Genomic DNA, 20,469 nt, shown 5'->3' on the forward strand with positions numbered 1-20,469 from the left:
TTGATAGGTTAATAAAAGTTTTAATGGTTTTTATACTAAAATTAAAATTATCTATTTAAATTTGCAGCAACAATGAGAAATAATAGCCAGAAATTGAATAATTATTATAGCTGCAGCATGATGTGCTGTGATGCTTTATGATTGATTTGGCTTATATATAAAATGATATTATTTATTTCAAAAAGCCTTTCAAATAATTATGAAAGGCTTTTTTGTTTTTAAACTAGAATTGAACAAATGATTGAATTAAAAAACGTTACCAAAACTTTTCATCAAAAGGACAGAATCGTTTCTGCTTTAGATGATGTTTCGCTAAAGGTTCCGCAAGGGAAAATTTTTGGTGTTATTGGAACTTCGGGAGCTGGAAAAAGTACATTGATTCGATGTGTAAATCTTTTAGAAAGACCAACTTCGGGAGAAATTTTTGTTAATGGAAAACCATTGATGCAAATGTCGAATGCTCAATTGGCAATTGAAAGAAGACAAATCGGGATGATTTTTCAGCACTTTAACCTGCTTTCTTCAAGAACGGTTTTTGATAACGTTGCTTTTCCGCTTGAATTGATTGGAACTCCAAAAGCAGCAATTAAAACCCGTGTTTTAGAATTACTGCAAATAGTTGGTTTAGCCGAAAAAGCAAACGATTATCCTGCAAGCCTTTCCGGCGGGCAGAAACAAAGAGTTGCGATTGCGAGAACTTTGGCAAATAATCCAAAAGTTTTACTGTGTGATGAAGCGACAAGTGCATTAGATCCGGCAACAACACGTTCAATCCTGAATTTATTGAAAGACATTAACCGTCGTTTAAATATTACCGTTTTATTGATTACGCACCAAATGGAAGTCGTTAAATCGATTTGTGATGAAGTTGCGGTTATCAGCCACGGAAAATTAATAGAGCAGGGAAGTGTAGGCGAAATTTTTGCCGACCCAAAACATGAATTAACAAAAGAATTTATTGCTTCGTCGCTTCATTTGGAAATTCCGGACGTTTATCAGGAGAAATTACAAAAGGAAGATAACGGAAGTTTGAATCCGTTATTAAAGCTTGAAATGACTGGAAAATCAGTTAATGAACCTGTTATTTCAGAGGTTTCAAGATTGTTTGATACCAACTTCAAAATTGTGAGCGCACAGATGGATCAGGTAGGAGATGTAAACTTTGGCGTTATGCTGATTGAATTATCAGGAAAACGCGAGAATTACGATGCTGCCATTCAATATTTTATTTCAAAACACATTAAAACAGAAATCATAGGTTATGTCTGATTCTATTATCGCTTTATTATTAAATGGAACCTGGGAAACGATTGTTATGACATTTGTGTCTGGCTTTTTTGGTTTCCTAATCGGACTTCCAACAGGAGTTTTACTTTTCCTTACCCGAAAAAATCAAATCCTGGATCAGCCGGTTTTAAACAGAACTTTATCAGTTATTGTAAACGTTTTTCGTTCTATTCCGTTCATTATTTTAATCGTTTGGATGATTCCGTTTACACGTGCTATTGTTGGAACTTCGATTGGCGTAAGCGCTGCTTTGGTTCCGTTAAGTATTGGTGCGGCACCGTTTATTGCTCGTTTAGTTGAAAACAGTTTATTGGGACTGCCATCAGGATTAATTGAAGCCGCAAGAGCTTTAGGAGCAACGCCTTTACAAATTGTATATAAAGTATTACTTCCAGAAGCTTTACCATCATTAATAAACGCAGCATCGATTACTTTAATCACTCTTGTAGGTTATTCTGCAATGGGCGGAGCAGTTGGTGCGGGCGGTTTAGGACAAGTTGGTTATCAATACGGATATATTGGTTATGATGCCGTAACAATGAATTCGGTTTTGGCATTATTGGTGATTTTGGTTTTCCTGATTCAGTTTATTGGAGACAGATTATCAAAACATTTTGACCACAGATAATTATCAATTAAAAATTAGGAATTAAAAATTAAAAATAGATTTGTCATGAAAATAAATTTCTTGAAAACAGCCGGAATTTTAGCTTTATCATTAGTTTTAGTTAATTGTGGAAAAAGTAAAAACAACGATCCGCATTTTATAAAAGTGGGTGTGGCTTCCGGGCCGGAATTAAAAGTTGCTGAAGCTGCTAAAAAAGTAGCCAAAGATAAATTTGGACTTGAGGTTGAATTGGTTTCTTTCAACGATTATGTAATTCCAAATGAGGCTTTAAGTCAGGGTGATATTGATGCAAATGCTTTTCAGCATAAACCTTATTTAGATGAGCAATCTAAACAGCGTGGTTATAAATTGGCAATTATCGGAAATACATTCGTTTATCCAATTGCGGCTTATTCTAAAAAAATAAAAAACCTTTCTGAATTGAAAAACGAAAGCACTATTATTATTCCAAATGATCCAACAAACGGCGGACGTTCTTTATTGCTTTTACAGAAAAACGGTTTATTAAAATTGAAAGATGGTGTTGGTTTATTACCTAAAGTAACAGATATAGTAAGTAATCCTAAAAACTTAAAAATATTAGAGTTAGAAGCTCCTCAATTGCCTCGTGCTTTAGACGATGCTAATGTTTCGATTGCGATTATCAATAATACTTTTGCTTCTGCAGCTGGATTGGTTCCGTCGCGTGATGCCTTATTTGTAGAAGATAAAGATTCTCCTTATGTAAATCTTGTGGTTAGCCGCGAAGACAATAAAAACGATGAAAAGGTAAAACAGTTTTTACAGGCTTTTCAATCTCCGGAGGTTGAAGCTGCAGCAGAACGTGAGTTTAAAGGCGGCGCTGTGAAAGGATGGTAAGTTAATTGTGAATTGTGAGTTGTTAATTGTGAATTGAACTTTGGCAGCTAACTATTTGATATAAAAAAGGCAGATGAAAAATTGTTTCATCTGCCTTTTTTTATTTTGTTGTGTTTTTGGCTTCAAATCTTTCTTTTGAAGCTTATATTAGGCCTAACTGTCTTGCTTTATTAATAAGCTCGGTATCACCGCCTTTTTCTAATAATAAATGGCTTTTAATATTTGCTTTTCGCTTTTCAATTGAACTCATTGAAAGCGGAATATGATTTGGAATATTAACGGTTTTAACTCCTTGTGATAAAAGGATTAAAATCTGGCTGTCGTATTCGTCCCAATTTAAATTTCTGTGCGTTAATTTCTTCTGAGATTTAACGATTTCATCACTGTAAATTATTTCTCCTTTTAGAATTTTTTGACAGATAGCAGGAAAGGATTCAAAATTAACTTCACTTTTTGATATAAACCCGTCGGGAGCAATACTTTTTATAATTCTGTTTACGATGAAGGCTTCGGTATGCATTGTTAATAATAAAATTTTGCATGAAGGAAGCACTTTTCTAATCGTTATAGCCAAATCAATACCATCGGTAATATTGAATTCTTCATAAGGCGGCAGATTAACATCCAGAATGGCAAAATCCAGTTTGGTATTTTGTTTTTCGAGCAGCATTATTTTCTTGTAAGCTGTTTCGCAATTGTATTTTTTTAGGAAGGTTGGTTCAACTGTATCAAAGCAATCGTCAGACAGTAGGTTAACATAACTGTCTACCGTCATAGGATGATCATCAACAATTAAAATATTAAGTGACATTATCGTAAAATTTAAACAAAATTAAACAATCTTACGGATTTTCCGTAAAATATGCAACTTTTTTGGATGTTTTTTTGCAAAAACATAAAAATAACATACCATGAAAAGTAAAGTAATTCGTATTCTTTTTGCATCAGTTTTAATGATGAATTTATCTTGTACAACTGATGATCTTGACAACCAAGATTTTAATTCAACCGAAAAAAAAAAGCTAAATGATCAAATCAGCAAAGATGAAACCGTTAACTCCAAAACTGTTGACTCTTTAAAAATCAGTTATAATTTACAAATGAGCGCTCCCGATGGAGATCCGCTAAATCCAAAAATTAAATAAAAAATGTTCGACCCTATTTACTGAAGACTATAATACTGATATTGAAGTATTATAGTCTTCTTTATTTATGATATATTTGAATTTAATTTATAAAGTATCATTTTGAGATTTAAGTCGAAAATATATATTCCAATACTTCTATTAGCAATAGTAATTTTATTTATATTTTATCATAGGAGAGATGAATTAAAAATTAAGAATCAAAATCAAAATACTTTTGATACGGAATACTTTAATAAAATTTCAGGAACAGCAAAAGAGAAATATTTAGATTCGCTTGTCGATAATTTAAAGCATCAAAAAAATGACTCTGCTGTTAGAAACGTATACTTAAAAGCAGGAGAAGAATATTATTACTTGAATAATATTAAAAAATCACATTCATCCAGTTTAACCGCTTTAAAATTATCCAGAGAAGAAAACGATAGTTCCAGAATAGCAAAGTCTCTTTATTTTATTGGTGACTGTTATGAAAGTTCCCAAAAAGACAGTGCTTACTATTACTATCTGCAGGCTCAAAAAATTTATTTAAAGATTCACGACTACAACAAGCTGGGACAAATGTATTTTAATAAAGCATATGTTCTTTTTTATGATGGTAATTATGTAGAGTGTGAGGTAGAATTAACTAAAGGTCTTGAATATTTAAAAGATTCAGATAATATAAAATTGCTTTATTCCTGCAATACCTTAATGGGAAATTGTTTAGAAAAGCTGTTTATGTACGACCAGGCTTTAAAATATCATCAACTGGCGTTGAGAAATTTAAAAGCAATGAAAAAAAATAATACAGATAGTGATGAAGTGAATAATTTCAATATTTCTTCTGTAATTAATATTTGTAATTTATATGATTTAAAAGGCGATTATTCTAAATCAATTAATGAACTAAAGCCTTTATTGACTAAAAATTTAAGAAAGAACTGGCCTAGGTTTTATGCCATCGTTTTGTCTAATCTGGCTTATTCTAAAATGAAAAATAAAGAATATAAAAATGTTGAATCAATGTTTTTAGAGTCTTTGAAAATTGTAGACAGCCTGGGATACACTTCTGATGTCATGTATAAAAAAATTCATTTAGGAGAATTTTATCTCACACAAAAAGATTCTTTAAAATCCTTAAAAACGCTGCAGGAAGCTTATACAGTTTCTATCAAATTAAAAAATACCAATGAAACTTTAAATACATTAAAACTGCTTACCCGAATAGACAGCAGTAAAAGATTGTTTTATGCCAACCAATATATTGCTATAAGCGACAGCATAAACAGTATTCAAAGCAGAACAAAAAATAAATATGCAAGAATAGAATATGAAACCGTAAAGGTCGAAGATGAAAATAAGGTTTTGACCAAAAAGAACTTTTACTTTCTAATTTTTTCCTTTGCCTTGTTTTTAGTCTTGTCTGCAATTTCGGTAGCAATTTACTTAAAATATAAAAACAAAGAATTAAGATTTGTAAAGCAGCAGCAAAGTGACAGCGACGAAATCTACCAGCTTTTGAGCGAACAGCAAAATATAATTAACGCCGCAAAAGAAGAAGAAAAAAATAAAATTGCAAGAGAACTTCACGACGGTGTAATGAATAAGGTGTATGGCGTAAGAATGAATTTAGGGTTTTTTAATTCTAAAACAGATGAAAAAACGATAGAAAAAAGAAAGGAGTATATATTCGAATTACAGAACATCGAAAATGAAATCAGGACTATTTCGCATGATTTGAATCAGGATTCTTTTTTAGAAAGCAATGATTTCAATACGCTGTTATCCAATTTAATTAAAAGTCAAAACGAGATTAGTAAAACACGGTTTAATTATTTTGTAGATGAAAGATTTGAGTGGGAGCAGGTGCAGAATATTTATAAAATAAACTTTTACCGTATCATTCAGGAAGCACTTTTAAATATTCAAAAATATGCCAAAGCCTTAAAAGTCGAGGTAAAAATAGATTTAATTGATAAAGATGTTTTGCAATTATCAATTATTGATGACGGTATTGGATTTGATATCTATACAGTAAAAAGAGGAATTGGCTTATCTAATATAAAAGAGAGAACCAACTCTTTAAAAGGAAACTTCGAAGTAAAATCTAAACCGGGCGAAGGCACCGAAATCATTGTAACTTTTACTATTTAGCTGTAAAATAAAGTAAAGAAAAAATAAGTCTTATTTTATTGCTCTTCAGTCTTTTACATACCTTTTTTTGATTTAATGCGGGCTAATTTTGCCTTGTTAATTTGATTTAAAATAAAACAAATCAAATTAATAAAAACTTTAGACTTTGCATTAAATTAAAAATACTTGTCATGAAAATATACAGCTTATTTTTTTTGTTTTTTACAATTAGTTTTTTTGGAAATCCTGTAGAAATTAAAAATGATACTCCGCCATTAAGCCCGGAAATGGAAAGACTTAATACGGAACTTTTGGATGTAAAAGCAATGATTAAAAAAAATGCGGCTTACAATACAAAAATTGCCTTCTTTATTGATATGAGAATTAAATCAGGTAAAAACAGATTTTTTGTTTACGATTTAGAAAAAGATGAAATTATAGACCAAGGTTTAGTTGCAAATGGTTTTGGTTCTGAAACTAATGTTAGAGGAGAATTAAAATTTAGTAATGAACCAAATTCAAAATGTACATCATTAGGGAAATATACAGTTGGAAAATCTTATAGAGGAATGTTTGGTAAATCGTATAAATTATCTGGTTTAGATGAAACAAACAGCAACGCAGCAAAAAGAGCAATTGTGTTACATTCCTATTCAGCAGTTCCAAATGAAGAACAAGATTATTATATAGCAAACAGCCACGGCTGTCCAATGGTTAGTGAAGCTTTCTTTAAAAAATTAGAAAAAATAATAGACAGCTCGAAGCCTAATATTATTATGCATATCTATTATTGAGTTTTGAGTTATGAATTATAAGTTATGTGTTTTTAAGTTTGAGTTATGGATTATGAGTTATGAATTAAAAGTTGAAACTCATAATCCATAACTCATAATTCAAAACTTAAAAAGAATTAACCGTGAGCTGCAACTGAAACATCAGCCCATTCTTCCCATGTTTTTAGTTTTTGCTCGTATGTTTGTTTTGCAAATGGTAAAGCTATTTTTCCTAAAAATAAACGTAAAGGCGGGTTTTCAGCTTCAACTAATTTAACGATTGCAGGAACAGTTGCGCTTACTTGTCCAAAAGTATCTGGATCGTGTCCATCAGCAAGTGCTTTTTTGATTCCGTCGTATGCAGGAATACTTTCGCTGTGGAATCCGTTATCCCAAATATCAGTAAAATAACCATTTGGCTCTACTAAAGAAACATTGATTCCGAATTGTTTTACTTCAGATGCTAAAGTTTCGCTTAAACCTTCAACAGCAAATTTTGAAGCATTATAAAGTCCGATAACCGGTAAAGTTGCGATTCCTAAAATAGAAGAAACCTGAATAATGTGTCCGCTTTTTTGATTTCTCATAATTGGTAAAACAGCTTGTGTTAACCATAAAGTTCCAAAGAAATTAGTTTCAAATTGTGCTCTAGCTTCTGCTTCACTTGCTTCTTCTACAGCACCGTTTAAAGCGTAACCTGCGTTATTGATCAAAATATCAATTGTTCCGAAATGATTTTTTACTTTTTCAACAACTGCAAATGAATCTTCGCGTTTATTAACGTCAAGTTTTAAAGGTAAAATTGCGTCTCCGTATTTTGCTTTTAAATCGTTTAATGTATCGATATTTCTGGCTGTTGCAGCTACTTTATATCCTTTTTCTAAAAATGCTTCTGTCCAGGCTTTTCCAAATCCTTTTGATGCTCCTGAAATTAAAATTGTTTTTGACATGATTTCTTAAATTGTTAAATGTGAATTGTAAATGATTTTATTTTAATTGGTATTGTAATTTTTATTGCAATTGATATTGATATTTGTTTTTTGACATTGAAATTGTTATTTACAAATATGACTGATCGGTCATTTTTTTAATAAAAAAAAATTAGATGCTGTTTTGGTCTATTAAATTTTTTAGGGTTTTAACAATGACTTCCATTTTATCATTGTTTCCAGACATTCTTGACATTAAATGTCCGCCTTCGAGCATTGCAAACATTACAGTTGCAAAATCAGCTGGTTTTAAATCTGTTTTAAATTCTCCGTTTGCAATTCCTTTTTCTGCTATGCCCGAAAGCAATTGCTGTGCAGTGTGAATAGCGTTATTTACTTTCTGTTTTACGATTGGGTTTGTATCATCGGCTTCTGTTCCGAAATTTAATATCGGACAGCCTCCAATAAGCGGTGACTGAAGCGGATTGCTAAAAAAATCGATATAAGCAAATAATTGTTCTTTTGATGTTTTAGGTTTGCTTAATGCAGCCTGCAGTTTAGCCGTTAAAACTTTTACATTATGATCTACGGCTGCACAGGCAAGTACTTCTTTATTTTCAAAATGAACATACATACTTCCTTTAGACAATTTGGTAGCTTCCATAATATCGCTCATAGAAGTAGCTGCAATTCCTTTTGTATTAAAAATAGGAGCGGCTTTTTCTATAATAAATTGTCTGGTTTCTTCACCTTTTGCCATGATAGCTTTTATTTAACGGTACAAATATATGACCTATTGGTCATATTTGCAAACAAAAGCAGAATTATTTTTTGAAAAATTTCAAAATGTGCCTGTTTATGAGGGATTCGTGAGGGCAATAATTAATTTTTTGTGTTCAGGATATTGGGCAATTAAGGTATCACGATCTCCTAAAAAGTAATTATCAGGATTAAATGGAGGTGCCATAGATACCCCCATAAGGCTCCAGGAATCTTTACTTTTAATTCTTGAACCAATCCATGTTCCGCCCGGAATCACTTTTATCGGTTTTCCGCCTTTGGCAATATCATTACTAAAAACGCAGACTTCAGATTTTGGCGTATGACCTTCCGGATACAATAAAAGCATTTCTACAGGCTTTCCGGCATAAAAATGATATAACATATCTCCTGTAACTTTATGCATAATAGAGCAGCGGGAATTATCCAGAAAGTAATAAATGGCACTGCAAGGTGGGTTTTCTACAGGTGGAATAGGGTAGGTATTGGCAAAATAGCCGCCTTCGGTACTGTTTAACTGCAAATTAAGCAGCCTGATTATTTCAGATGCTGGTGACATAATGTTAATGTTTAATTGGTTTGTTAGAAATAGTAAATCCCCGAAGATTTATACTAAAACTTCGAGGATTTGGGGTTAGTAAGCATTATACTCTGGTTCGGTTGATCGGGCTGATATCTGTTAATTCTTTTGTTGGATTAAATGGCGAACCAACGCTTTGCTGGAAATTAAAATAATTGTTTGGGTCAACTTTCTTTTTAATTTCTAAAAGGCGTTTATAATTACTTCCATAATATTGTTTGGCCCAGTTGTGCTGCAAAGGATCAATGTAGTTTACATAAGCTCCAGTGGCTTTTCCGGCATCAGCTAATCTTTCGAAAAATTCATAAGCCCATTCTACATTTTTCAGCGTATCGCCAGGTTTATCTAAATCCCAGATTGCTTTAACTTCGGGGATAAAACGACTGTTTCTGTGTACGTATGCTGTAGCATCTGAGGCAACATTTTCGATTGCACCGCCGGCATGTGTCCAAACGGCAAAACTTTCTGCAGACGGAGCTTTGCTCATTGATTCTATAATAACCTTTGCCACTTTATTATTCATTCCGCCTTTTGGAAGGACGGTAGAACGGATGTACGAACTTCTTCCGGCAACTCTTGTCGTGTAACCGTTATAAAATTCCCAGTCCGGAAGCGTCATATTAAACAAATCGGCATTAATTGGTTTTAGTTTCAAAAGTCCCTGAAGCAACTCAATTCCTTCGGCACCATCACCATTAAAAACCGGAGTTAAACCCAGCACTTTTACATTGGTCGTTTTGTCTATCAAATCTTTTTGATTTCCCATAAAACCATAAACGGCCATTGCATCTGGAACTTCTTCGACCCATTCGTTGTAATAACCTAAAACATCTTCAGCCATTTCTAACGGATATCGAATTTGTCCCACTAACATTTTTTTGCTTAATGGTTTACGAACTCTCATTTCCATTTCAACTACAATTCCAAAGTTTCCGCCGCCGCCGCCAGAGCAAGCCCAAAAAAGATCAATATCTTCTGCAGATGTACTGTGTACACCAATGTGACGTAATTCGCCGTCTGGAGTAACGATTTTTAAACTTTCAAGATTATCGATGCTCATTCCGTACGAACGGGAAACAAAACTATATCCGCCGCCAAGCATAAATCCCGGAGGTGCAACAGTAGGGCAGCCGCCGCCTACAGGAATTAAGCCTGTATTGGTTAACTGCATAAACTTGTAAACATCGTACCAGATTACGCCCATTTCTGCCGTAACGGTTTCTTTTTTAGGGTTGAATGTAATTCTGTTTAAATTTTTCATTGCAATTACAACACCGCCTTCATTCAGGCAGTAACCGGCAGCACTGTGTCCGCCGCCTTTTATTGAAAAAGGAAGATCGTTTGTAATGGCAAATTTTAATCCCAGTCTGACATCTTCAACTACGGCCGGAAAAATGATTAAACGCGGTCTGAACTGAATTCGTCCGTTATCAATTTTTATAACGTCTTCATATTCTGAATCGCAGGGCTGAAGCACATAACCGCTCAGTTCACGAACTAATTCCTGAATTGCTGTTTCTATCATGATTTTTAGTTTTTGGGGTTAATTTTTATCTGGTAAGCGAATACACTTTTGACTGGTATTTTATATAAGAATCAAAAATGTACGTGTTGTCAATCATTCCGGCTGTTGCAGGAAAAAAATCTTCGTGCTTTTTGCTTGTCAGATAATCATCGTACGCTTTTTTACTTTCGTAAATAATAGAAACCGCAACATCAAAATTTCTAACAGAAACATTTCTTTTAATATCTGTTAAACCTCCGGTTGAAAACTGCTGAATTCCCGGATGTCCTGCTAAATATTCTACACAGATATCCGTAAACTTTTTAATGTTTTCCGGCGATTTATCTTTTAGAGAAAAATACAGGTCATGAAACATACTTTGCGGATAATTTCCATCGGCACCAATCGATTGTGGTTCAGATGAATTTCCTCCAATAATAAGATTGGTTACATAATAATCCATAACACGTCTTGTTGTGCCCGGAACCCATCTGTTTACATCAATTACGAATTGATTGTGTGCAGAATCATTTCCGTTATAGACATTAAAAGCATCTTCGTTTGCAAAAAGCTGATGCATGGCAATGTCATAATTAAGATCATTTTCAGGACGGATCATATCATCGGCTCGAACGCCAATCCAGAAAGAAATCATTCCAACAGATTCAGAAAGATATTGTCTTGCTTCGGCCATATAAGCTTCTACAATGCCTTGTGTATTACTTGTACCCAAATTGAAGTACGTGCTGTGCATCAACATAGGTGCGTTATTTGAATTTTCCATTTGAATTTTTTTAAATGTTTTTAGTTGATTTTCTTCAGAAATTATTATTGCTGAAGACGAAGTGTTGCTACTGAAATATGAGGCCATTTAATTTCGACAACGCTTCCATCTGGGGCAAAAACGGGGAAATCAAGGATTACGGTTTGTGTATACTGCAATTGAAGGAAAGAAGTTCCGTCTGCATTTTCAACAGTTTCGATCCAAAAAATTGCTGAAAGGCTGTTTGCATTGGCATTTACATTTACAAACGGAATGTTTGTAATTCCGCCAACAGGAGCAGTTGCGCCCGGAGTTGCAACACCGTCAATAGGGTTTGCATCTAAAAAGATCACAACAGTTTTAGTAATGTTTTGTCCTTTAATGGCATTTTCTAAAAGAATATTCGGGTTCATAATTACTTCTTTTGCAATTCCCGGAGGCGGAACTGCATTTACCAATTGTGATAAATAAGTTTGGCTTGTGTCATTTACTCTTTTTCCGTTTACAATAAAGAATGGAGTAGGATCTGCCACTTCAAATTGTGGCGGACCGTTTACAGTAAAAAAAGTTCCCTGAGCTAGAATTGAATCTCCGTGCGGAATTGAACCTAATCTGGCGATACTTGGCTGTACCGCCGGATCAGTGCCACTTGGAAGATTTAAGAATAATCCCGTTTCTAAATGAATTCCGTTTTGACCGCTTGGAAGATTCACATCATCTACCTGTTGTAAATAATGTAAGCCTTGAAAAGCGATATCAGATTGTGCATTTCCACGGTTGATAATATCACCTCCAATAGAATTGAAAGTAAAAGTTTCTGCCGTTGAATTTAATATGATTTTGAATTTATCAGCAGGCGGCGGACCCGGTTTTGCCTGATTCATATTTGGAACTTCAATTAAATTGAAACCTGGACCAACCCAGGTTCCTACTAATGTTTCTAATACACCAAGATCAACTGGTGCAGTTGTTACAGCTTCGGCTTTAAATTTTGATTGAAGTCCTTTGTTAACTGGTTTTGCTTCTAGCTTTTCTAAACCTGACAGGTTCAGATTTGCTAACGGATTATTTTGTTGTGATGCCATTTTATTTTTTTTGAATTGATTTTGTTTTTTTGATGGGTTTATTTTTTCTTAGGATTTTAAAGTGCTTTTCGACTAAATCCCTGAATCTGAAATAATACTTCAGTGGTCATGAAAACATTTGGCGGTGTACTAAAATCGCTTAGAAATAAATCGCCGTAAGTTTTTACAAATTCAGTAAATATGGGACCGTTCACATGTTTAAAAAATGCGTCTTGGTTTTCATAAACTTCCCAAAAAATAACCTGACCCTGTGGCGGAGTCGGAAGGCTTTTTTGGTTGAAATCCGGAACGTGAACCATATACAATAAAGTTTCCGGTTCGTTTTCCTGAACATCTTTTGCCAGTTGAATCAAAGCTGTTTTTGCTTTTTCTTCATTTCCGGGCAAAATGGTCCATTTTGCTTCAAGTGGGTAATACATAGTTTTTTGAATTATTAGTTATTAGTTATGAATTATGAATTATGAGTTATAGCCATTGCCATTGAAATTGCGATTGCTATTGTCATTACCATTGAAATTGCCATTTTTACACTTCTACATATTCAAAAGTTGGCCCTGCACATTCGCCATTTTCAAGCGGAATGTTTAGTAATTCCAGCGCTTTGTATTTAAGTTCATACATTACTGTAATTCCTTTAATAAGAAGTTCAGGTTCACCGCTCACTGCATCGTTAATTCCGTTTAGGAGCTGTACATATACTTTGTTGAAGTCTTTTGCTTTTTCCAGCAATTCAGGATTTTTTTCATAATCTTTCATTTTTGGATTCGCTTTCATGTTATAAACTGATGACCAGCTTACCGTAAAAGGTTTTCCTGTTGGGATACTTTTTACAGGCATTTGAAAATTGGTATCATTGGCACTGTACATTCTTCCAAAACAGATTTCCTGAAACTTGAAATAGTGTGCATATTCAATATCTTCTCCAAATAAAACCTGTTCTGTAGCAATAGTTCCGTCGATACCTTCACCTTGACCTACGATTTCTCCAATCGCTTCTTCAGCATCTTCATAATTTACAACTTTTGTGATTTTACCGCCGCTTCCGTAGTAATGTTCAGCAGTAATTTGACGGCTTGGATCTCCAATGAAAATACCATTCTTTGTTTTTTTCTTTGCTTCTTCATTTAAACGAAGTAAACCGTAACGAATCGCTTCATAAAACTGCCCAATACTATCAAAGTTTTTGGTAATAGGCGCTTTAGGATCAGAAGGTCTTTCGATTGTAGAAAATTCATCTAATGCTTCTCTGGAGAATTTTAAAAGATGAACTTCAAACGGAGGTGAACCTTTTGGAACTTCAGGAACAATGCCTCCCGGAAGCGGAGTAGGGTAGTTTGGAATAATATCTTTTACATTAAAAAGTTTATCTCCTTTTTTTATTGTTTTTGGATCTGTAATTGCGTTTAAAATATTGGATACCAAAACCATATGCAGCATTTCTTCAACCACAACACTTCTAATAAGAGCTGCCGCTTCGACATTACTTCCTTCTTTAATCGTGTAAAGTCCGCATAAATAAGGAGGAATTGTTGAAAGCTCTAATTTTAAAGCGGTTCTAAGAGAATCCTGAAGATGTTTCAAATCTTTGATGTAATTTTTTACATCTCTTTTAGACATTTTCAATGATGTTTTCAAGGTGCTTTTTTGGGCTATTGCAGGCGCATCGATATTGAATTCATTATCAGCAATAAAGGCATTATCTGTAGCAACTGAGTAAACCTCTTCGTTAATATCCAGATCAGCAATTGGTTTAATTAGCTTTTGACGATTTGGATTGTTCTTTTGAAATAATTTATTTTCCATAATAGTTATTGTTCAAGTTGTTGAAGGATAGCTTCTGCCGCTTTAAAAGTTAGGGCAGACATAGTTAGAGTTGGGTTTGAAGTTCCTAGAGTCGGCATATTTCCACAGCCAACCAAGTACAAGTTTTCGTGATCCCACGTACGCATATTGGCATCGACTACAGAATCTTCTTTTGAGAATCCCATTCTGTGTGTTCCTACAATGTGTCCTGCACCAGCAAAAGTGTAACCCTTGCCTTTGTAAGTCACATAATCAGCATCTGAAGCCGGATTGTAAGATGTAAAATCTTCGATACCGCATTGGCTGAACAATTGCTCAGAAACAATTCCTGATGCTTCAAAAGCTTTCAGCATATATTCTGTCGCTTTATAATAAATTATAGGTCTGTAATTGCCAATATTATCTTTGTATTGCGGATCAATTCTTACACGGTTTTCAGGATCCGGAGCTTGCTCGCATTCGAAATGAGTAAAGAATTGTCTCGTAACCAGATTTTCGATTTTAGCGCGAAGTTCTTTTCCAATAATACCTTCATTTACTGCATTAATAACATCTGTTGCAGGTGAACCAGTTGGCCATGCCCAGCCCCAGTTGTCCAGTGGTAAAATCCAGGCGGCATGATTTTTACGAAATTCTCCATCTCTAAAAGTTGGAATGTTAGAAGTAGAACCCGGACCGCGATACGGATAAATAGGATCTTTTGCTAATCCCCATCTTAAAACCGTCATGTGATCCATTAAATTACGTCCAACTTGGTCACTGCTGTTTGCTGCTCCTGATGCTAATAATAATTTAGCATTTTCAATAGCGCTGCAGGCCATTACATACAATGTTCCTTTTGCAGTATGGGTCTCGTATGAAGAAGAACTTCCTTTAACGTACGTTTTGTATTCAACGCCGTTAATCCAGTTTGAAGTTTCGTTGATTAACAATCGAGAAGCAACGGATTGTGTTTTTACGACAAGATTTCCCATGTCGCATTTTCTGAATGTTTTTAAGGCATTGTATTTTGCCTGAACCGGACAAATAGGTACACAGCTCGCATTTCCTTCGCAGCGCTGCCCTGTATATTGATCCCAGTTTGAACCAACCGGATCATATTCTCCGGGTTGATTTTTGATAATATCTAATTTTTTTGAACCTGGATTCCATTCAACGCCGCCAATATTGTAATCAAGATTTGGGATTGAATTTCGTCCTTGCGGAGTACTGATACAAGTTAATTTATAGTCTTTACCGTTAAGTTTAATGTTATTGTTCTTATCAATTACCTTTTTCATTACGCCGTCAAGGTAACTTGTTGGAATACCTTTCATTGGAAACACGTAATCTTTACCAAAAATGTTTTTTTGTTCGATAGGATAATGCTGATCTTCTACATTTCCTGAAACACCAATTTCGTTTTCGGCCATTTGATAATATCGGGACATATCTTCATACTTAATTGGCCAGTCTACACCAACGCCGTATTTAGATTTCATTACAAAATCGTTTGGCAGCATTCTAAGTGTGGTTCCAAGCCAGTGTAAAGTTGTTCCTCCAGGTGCTCTCGTATTATCACTTGCAAAAGGAAGCGGTCCCATTTGTACCAAATAACCTTTTGTTGAAGGTCCGTTTTTTGGGATTTTCTGAATATCAAGAACATTAATTGAAGGCGCATCTTTGATATTCGGGTAAGGTGCATTCGGAACTTTTGCAGAAGCATTATAAAACGTATTAAGATAATCCTGATAGTTTTTATAATTAGCATCCTGATCCATTGCTAAACCTGCAGAAAGACCTGCTTCGAGCATTAAAACTTTCTTACCAGCATTAGTAAGAACCTTTGCTATTATTGATCCGGCAATACCAGAACCAACAATTACTACATCATAATTATTTTCCATTTGATTACCTTTTTGTTATGAATTTTTTACTGTAAGCGGACGTTCTGCCCATGAGCCGTAACCCGGTTGTTTTGCTCCCGGCGGATGTGTATGCGCGGCATTCCACATAAGCCCCTGAATGTAAGAAGCTGATGATATTACTTCGCTTCCCCAGTTTCCGGTATACCAAAGGATAATGATGTTTTTTGCCAATCCGTTATAAGCAGAAGCAGCCATGAATTGTGAGGCTAAAGTGGCTTCAATGTTTTTTTTGGACTTGTCATTTAAAAGCACATGAACATCAAGAAAGAAATAATCGATGTCTTGTTTGTCTGTGTTTTTCTGGATCGTGTTGTAATAGGTTTCCAGCATTCCGGTAGCTTTGAGTTCAGTTTTACTGAAACCGGTTAAAAGTGCCGAAACCTCTAAAAAGAGTTTTGTTTGGGAATTAGGTTCCATGGTGTTAGTTTTTTGGGAATTAAAGGGTTAAACATTGTTTTTGTTAATTAGTTTTTGATGTAACATGTTTAAGTCCAATATGCTAACGTTGTACCTTGAGTATAGATGCGATGATTCCTCCAGACGTAAAAGCAAGCTTTTACAATTGGCTGTTCCCGCAAGTTTTGAAGCGAAAGTATTAGTAGCGTTACTTTGCTTCGACACAGTAGTAGTAGTTTTGATATTGAGCCTTGTTTTTTCTACTAAAATTACTGGAGATATAAAACGGCTATTGATAAATTGACACAGGAGTAAGATTTTATGTCATAAAAGCGATAATTTTTGGTATTAAAACTTTTATAATGTTAGATTAGATGTTAAAAGTTTGAAAAATTAACATTAGCTTAAAGATTATAACATATTGAAATTGAGTTTTCTATACTGTTTTAATTAGTATCGGATGTAAAAAGAGTTTTTATTCTACTGAATTATAAGCATAAAAAAACTCCCAAATTGCTTTGGGAGTCTTTATTTGAGAATTTATTTATTCTGAGAATAAAATCCAGATTAAAGTTTATTCGTTTTGGTATCAACAATTTTACTGACTCTAAATACTAAAAAGATAGTAAGCAACATAATTCCCGAAGCAGTCATTGCCAGAATATCATAATGTTCTAACGGTGCATAACTGTCTTTTTGGTAAATGATTAATCCGGCAATTACAGCGCCAAAACCTCCGGCCATTTGCTGTAAAGAAGAGTTAATACTCATAAACGCACCACGATCCTGCGGATCTGGAATGGCAGAGGTTAAAGTCGTTGACGGAACCATTCTGCTCATGATTGTTGCCATCATAAATACGTTGATAAGCAATACAATGTAAAATGGAGTTGGGCCAAATTGAGCATAAATGTTGATTAAAATCACCGCAGATACAGTTGCAAATGCAAAGATTTTAAATTTATTTACCCTGTCACTCAGTTTACCAATAAACGGCATTGTAATTAAAGTAGCAATTCCGGTAATCATGAATAATAAAGGTAACTGCTCATTAGTTACTTTAAGGTTGTTGATAGCAAACGCACTACCAAAAGGCATCATCATAAAGCCTCCAATAGAAAGCAAGGCAGTAGCTAAAAAACCAACCTGATAATTCTTTTTAGAAATAGTATGATACAAATGCATCAAGGCTGTTTTTTCTTGTTTCAACTGTAAATGCTCTGTAACAGGTTTTAATTTTGCATATAAAATAATGGTAATAATAGCCGCCATTGCTGCGATCCATAAAAACGGAACGTGCCATCCCCATGCATTTGCAATGTATAAACCTATTGGGATTCCAAGAACCTGACTAACGCCAAATCCCATTTGAATAAATCCCATTACTTTTCCTCTTTGCTGCAAGCTGAATAAATCGGCAACAATAGCAAGAGAGATTGAACCAATTACACCGCCAAATAATCCGGTGAAAACACGCGCTGCAACTAACAGAAAAAAGTTGGGTGCCAGGGCACAGAATAAAGTCCCGATTGTAAATCCGATGTAAAAGAAAAGTAACAATTTTTTTCGGTCAAATTTATCTGCAAAACCAGCTGTCAATAATCCGGAAATCCCGGCACTAAAAGCATAAGCAGAAACGGCAATACCAAATTGAGAAGCCGTTATTTTTAAAGTTTTAATCATAATATCTCCAAGCGGCGACATTACCATAAAATCAAGCACAACTGTAAATTGTGTCATGGCTAAAAGAAATATAACCAGTTTTTGATAGCCATTAAAACTGGGTGCGATAGTTTGTTTTTCGTTCATATAATTATTGTAGTTCTTTGCAGTCAAAATTGTGAAAATTCAATAAATCAATAATTTGGGCTGCGTTTAGTTTTTCGCTTATAATTCTCAATACACAATCAACATCTTCCTGATCAATAGACCATTGAAGTATAGATTTGTTTGCGTTTAAAAACGTTGCGATTTTGTTTTTACTTGTCTCTGTTTTTATATTAGTAGCGAATATCAATACATTCATAACATAAAATTTAAGGTGTTAATGCCTTTATCACGAGTCTAAAAGCTTCTTGTTGTATTTCATTTGTTAATTGAAATGGAGTGGTACCTCCAAGTCCTTTACCTTTTTCATGAAAACGAAGTAAATTGTACAACGGGCCATAAGCAATACTCCAGAATACCTCCTTTGATACTGGTACTATTTCTTTTCTTTCAATTGCCCGATGCAAAAATTTCGTCATGATTTCTTTGAGTTCAATCAAACTTTCGTTAACGATATGTTCGCCATAATTTGAATTTTGGAGAATTTCCCAACAGGCAATTTTATCAGTGTTTTTCAGCATAAACTCTGATCTGTTTTCCCATTGCTTGGCGAGACCTTCTACAAAAGGCATATCTGGTGAGAAATCTTTAAGCGAACTTTTAAAGAAGTAAGTGCCCATTTCAGTTCCAATTTTTTTAATCAGATCTTCCTTGTCGGCATAATAAATATAAAGCGTCGCTACAGAAATCCCGCACTCTTTGGCAAGTTTGTTCATTGTAAAGCCTTCTATGCCATACTTTACAATCATTTCTATAGTTTTCTCTTTAACTAATTCTTCTTTATTAATATCTCTTGTTCTCAAAATGAAAAGGATTTTATTGAATTGACTCTGCAAAGATATAATAATAAGTGAACGTTTATTCATTTATGAAAAATATTTTTCAAAAAATTTTAAAAAACAGCAAAAGCTGCTTCTCAATATAATTTTACTATTTTTACTCTTAGCAGCTATCATACAGAACAACTGTTTTGTATGAAATACTGAATTGTTTTATTAACTTAATTATTTAAAAATGAGAAAAAACAACGATTTTGGTTTGTTAATACTTCGTATTACAATTGGATTTTTAATGCTTTTGCATGGTATTTCAAAATTTAAAGGCGGTTTAGATTTCATCAGCGGAATGCTTGTTGAAAAAGGACTTCCGGGTTTCTTTGCTTATGGCGTTATCATAGGAGAAATTTTGGCACCAATCTTAATTATAATTGGTTTTAGAACCAGAATTGCGGCTTTGATTTTAGCTTTCAATTGTTTAGTTGCGGTTTTAATGGCACACAGTCAGGATATTTTAAAAATTAGTGATCACGGAGGCTGGGAATTAGACCTTCTGGGGTTATATTTCTTTACGGCAATTGCATTGTTTTTTACCGGAGGAGGAAAATTTGCAGCTTCAAAAAGCAATAAGTGGGACTAAAAACTCATTAAAATATAAAAATATAAAGCGGCCGTTTGAGCCGCTTTTTTTATGATTTTATTAGTAAGAAAGTCAGTAAAATCAAAGGCTGATAATAATTTGAATTCTAATGTTATTCTAATGTAGCGACGAAAATTTAGTTTTAACTTGCACCCTGAAATTTATTTTTTACGATGCTTAATAAAATTAAAAATAGCCTTTTATGTAAATGCCTTCAGGTGTTACTAATCGGCTATTTTTTAATGAGCAGTATTAATGTCTCAGCAACTTTCAGCCGAATTATAAAAGAAAATACTGAAACTCATTCTGTTAAAGGAATAGCGTGTACTCTTTTGAAGAAAATCTTCAAATGCGACGGAATTCCCGAAGAACTGGACGACTATGAAACAAAAGATACTAAGACCACAAAACTCGCAAAAGGAATTGTGTTATTAGAATATCTGGTTCCTTTAGACGCATCTGTACCGGGATTTTATTTTCAAAATAACCTTAAAGGAAAAAACTATATAGACAATCCAATTTTCTCCTTTGGATTTCACGGTAAGATCCATTTGCCTCCTCCACGATTTGTAATATAAGTATTTAGTTTTGATTGGATTATGGTAATTTTTGTAATCCTTAATGCGATATTTTTCGTAAATTAACATCTATTAATCTTGTATTTATATATAAA

22 protein-coding genes are annotated in these 20,469 nt (G+C 34.0%); 8 read left to right on the forward strand and 14 right to left on the reverse strand.

Features of this window, described 5'->3' with window-relative positions; genetic code table 11:
- Nucleotides 1-237: 237 nt before the first annotated feature.
- The 3 genes from metN to metQ are packed head-to-tail and all read left to right on the forward strand — an operon-like array spanning nucleotide 238 to nucleotide 2,773.
- On the forward strand, nucleotides 238-1,269 hold the full coding sequence (metN, locus tag BUE10_RS18670) for a methionine ABC transporter ATP-binding protein MetN (RefSeq protein WP_073487573.1): 1,032 nt from the start codon (nucleotides 238-240) through the stop codon (nucleotides 1,267-1,269).
- Nucleotides 1,262-1,915 (forward strand): methionine ABC transporter permease MetI, encoded by a 654-nt coding sequence (locus BUE10_RS18675; RefSeq protein ID WP_053472747.1) that lies wholly within the window; start codon nucleotides 1,262-1,264, stop codon nucleotides 1,913-1,915. Before metN ends, BUE10_RS18675 begins: the two co-directional genes overlap by 8 nt.
- Nucleotides 1,916-1,960: 45 nt before the next feature.
- The gene (gene metQ / locus BUE10_RS18680) at nucleotides 1,961-2,773 is read left to right on the forward strand and encodes a methionine ABC transporter substrate-binding lipoprotein MetQ (RefSeq protein ID WP_073487575.1); all 813 of its coding nucleotides are present in this window, start codon (nucleotides 1,961-1,963) and stop codon (nucleotides 2,771-2,773) included.
- Nucleotides 2,774-2,915: 142 nt separating this feature from the next.
- On the opposite strand, the gene BUE10_RS18685 is transcribed toward metQ, so the two are convergent.
- Nucleotides 2,916-3,584, reverse strand: a complete 669-nt coding sequence (locus BUE10_RS18685) for a response regulator (protein WP_073487577.1) — start codon at nucleotides 3,582-3,584, stop codon at nucleotides 2,916-2,918.
- 100 nt (nucleotides 3,585-3,684) lie between these two features.
- Between BUE10_RS18685 and BUE10_RS18690 the strand changes: the two genes are divergently transcribed.
- From BUE10_RS18690 to BUE10_RS18700, 3 genes are all read left to right on the forward strand, one after another.
- Nucleotides 3,685-3,918, forward strand: a complete 234-nt coding sequence (locus BUE10_RS18690; protein ID WP_073487579.1) for a hypothetical protein — start codon at nucleotides 3,685-3,687, stop codon at nucleotides 3,916-3,918.
- A 102-nt stretch (nucleotides 3,919-4,020) separates the two neighbouring features.
- Nucleotides 4,021-6,054, forward strand: coding sequence for a tetratricopeptide repeat-containing sensor histidine kinase (locus BUE10_RS18695; protein WP_234984770.1), 2,034 nt, complete (start codon nucleotides 4,021-4,023; stop codon nucleotides 6,052-6,054).
- A 170-nt stretch (nucleotides 6,055-6,224) separates the two neighbouring features.
- A complete protein-coding gene (locus BUE10_RS18700; protein ID WP_073487582.1) occupies nucleotides 6,225-6,827 on the forward strand; it encodes a murein L,D-transpeptidase catalytic domain-containing protein in 603 nt (200 codons plus the stop codon).
- A 116-nt stretch (nucleotides 6,828-6,943) separates the two neighbouring features.
- Here BUE10_RS18700 and BUE10_RS18705 read toward each other — a convergent pair whose 3' ends face one another.
- From BUE10_RS18705 to BUE10_RS18765, 13 genes are all read right to left on the reverse strand, one after another.
- Nucleotides 6,944-7,756 carry an SDR family NAD(P)-dependent oxidoreductase gene (locus BUE10_RS18705; RefSeq protein WP_073487584.1) on the reverse strand — a complete coding sequence of 271 codons (813 nt, stop codon included), beginning with the start codon at nucleotides 7,754-7,756 and terminating at the stop codon, nucleotides 6,944-6,946.
- 151 nt (nucleotides 7,757-7,907) lie between these two features.
- The gene (locus tag BUE10_RS18710; protein WP_073487586.1) at nucleotides 7,908-8,495 is read right to left on the reverse strand and encodes a TetR/AcrR family transcriptional regulator; all 588 of its coding nucleotides are present in this window, start codon (nucleotides 8,493-8,495) and stop codon (nucleotides 7,908-7,910) included.
- Nucleotides 8,496-8,591: 96 nt separating this feature from the next.
- Nucleotides 8,592-9,074, reverse strand: coding sequence for a cupin domain-containing protein (locus BUE10_RS18715; protein ID WP_073487588.1), 483 nt, complete (start codon nucleotides 9,072-9,074; stop codon nucleotides 8,592-8,594).
- Between the two features lie 85 nt (nucleotides 9,075-9,159).
- Entirely contained in the window at nucleotides 9,160-10,620 is a 1,461-nt protein-coding gene (locus BUE10_RS18720; RefSeq protein ID WP_073487589.1) for an FAD-binding oxidoreductase, read from the reverse strand.
- A gap of 25 nt (nucleotides 10,621-10,645) precedes the next feature.
- Nucleotides 10,646-11,383 carry a Dabb family protein gene (locus tag BUE10_RS18725; RefSeq protein WP_159439067.1) on the reverse strand — a complete coding sequence of 246 codons (738 nt, stop codon included), beginning with the start codon at nucleotides 11,381-11,383 and terminating at the stop codon, nucleotides 10,646-10,648.
- 44 nt (nucleotides 11,384-11,427) lie between these two features.
- Nucleotides 11,428-12,447: a heme-binding protein gene (locus BUE10_RS18730; protein ID WP_073487593.1), complete on the reverse strand. Its 1,020-nt coding sequence runs from the start codon at nucleotides 12,445-12,447 to the stop codon at nucleotides 11,428-11,430.
- Nucleotides 12,448-12,503: 56 nt separating this feature from the next.
- Nucleotides 12,504-12,866: a putative quinol monooxygenase gene (locus tag BUE10_RS18735; protein WP_053472730.1), complete on the reverse strand. Its 363-nt coding sequence runs from the start codon at nucleotides 12,864-12,866 to the stop codon at nucleotides 12,504-12,506.
- A gap of 106 nt (nucleotides 12,867-12,972) precedes the next feature.
- The gene (locus BUE10_RS18740) at nucleotides 12,973-14,250 is read right to left on the reverse strand and encodes a ferritin-like domain-containing protein (protein ID WP_073487594.1); all 1,278 of its coding nucleotides are present in this window, start codon (nucleotides 14,248-14,250) and stop codon (nucleotides 12,973-12,975) included.
- Nucleotides 14,251-14,255: 5 nt separating this feature from the next.
- A complete protein-coding gene (locus BUE10_RS18745) occupies nucleotides 14,256-16,136 on the reverse strand; it encodes a GMC family oxidoreductase (protein WP_073487596.1) in 1,881 nt (626 codons plus the stop codon).
- A gap of 15 nt (nucleotides 16,137-16,151) precedes the next feature.
- On the reverse strand, nucleotides 16,152-16,574 hold the full coding sequence (locus BUE10_RS18750) for a sugar dehydrogenase complex small subunit (protein ID WP_073487598.1): 423 nt from the start codon (nucleotides 16,572-16,574) through the stop codon (nucleotides 16,152-16,154).
- 546 nt (nucleotides 16,575-17,120) lie between these two features.
- Complete coding sequence (locus tag BUE10_RS18755; protein ID WP_073487600.1) at nucleotides 17,121-18,362, reverse strand: MFS transporter; 1,242 nt, start codon at nucleotides 18,360-18,362, stop codon at nucleotides 17,121-17,123.
- 4 nt (nucleotides 18,363-18,366) lie between these two features.
- Entirely contained in the window at nucleotides 18,367-18,579 is a 213-nt protein-coding gene (locus tag BUE10_RS18760; RefSeq protein WP_073487601.1) for a hypothetical protein, read from the reverse strand.
- Between the two features lie 10 nt (nucleotides 18,580-18,589).
- On the reverse strand, nucleotides 18,590-19,183 hold the full coding sequence (locus BUE10_RS18765; protein WP_073487978.1) for a TetR/AcrR family transcriptional regulator: 594 nt from the start codon (nucleotides 19,181-19,183) through the stop codon (nucleotides 18,590-18,592).
- Nucleotides 19,184-19,394: 211 nt separating this feature from the next.
- Between BUE10_RS18765 and BUE10_RS18770 the strand changes: the two genes are divergently transcribed.
- Nucleotides 19,395-19,796: a DoxX family protein gene (locus tag BUE10_RS18770; protein WP_073487603.1), complete on the forward strand. Its 402-nt coding sequence runs from the start codon at nucleotides 19,395-19,397 to the stop codon at nucleotides 19,794-19,796.
- A gap of 242 nt (nucleotides 19,797-20,038) precedes the next feature.
- Nucleotides 20,039-20,374, forward strand: coding sequence for a hypothetical protein (locus tag BUE10_RS18775; protein WP_234984771.1), 336 nt, complete (start codon nucleotides 20,039-20,041; stop codon nucleotides 20,372-20,374).
- Nucleotides 20,375-20,469: the final 95 nt, after the last annotated feature.

The organism is Flavobacterium sp. CF108 (assembly GCF_900129795.1).
Taxonomy (GTDB): domain Bacteria; phylum Bacteroidota; class Bacteroidia; order Flavobacteriales; family Flavobacteriaceae; genus Flavobacterium.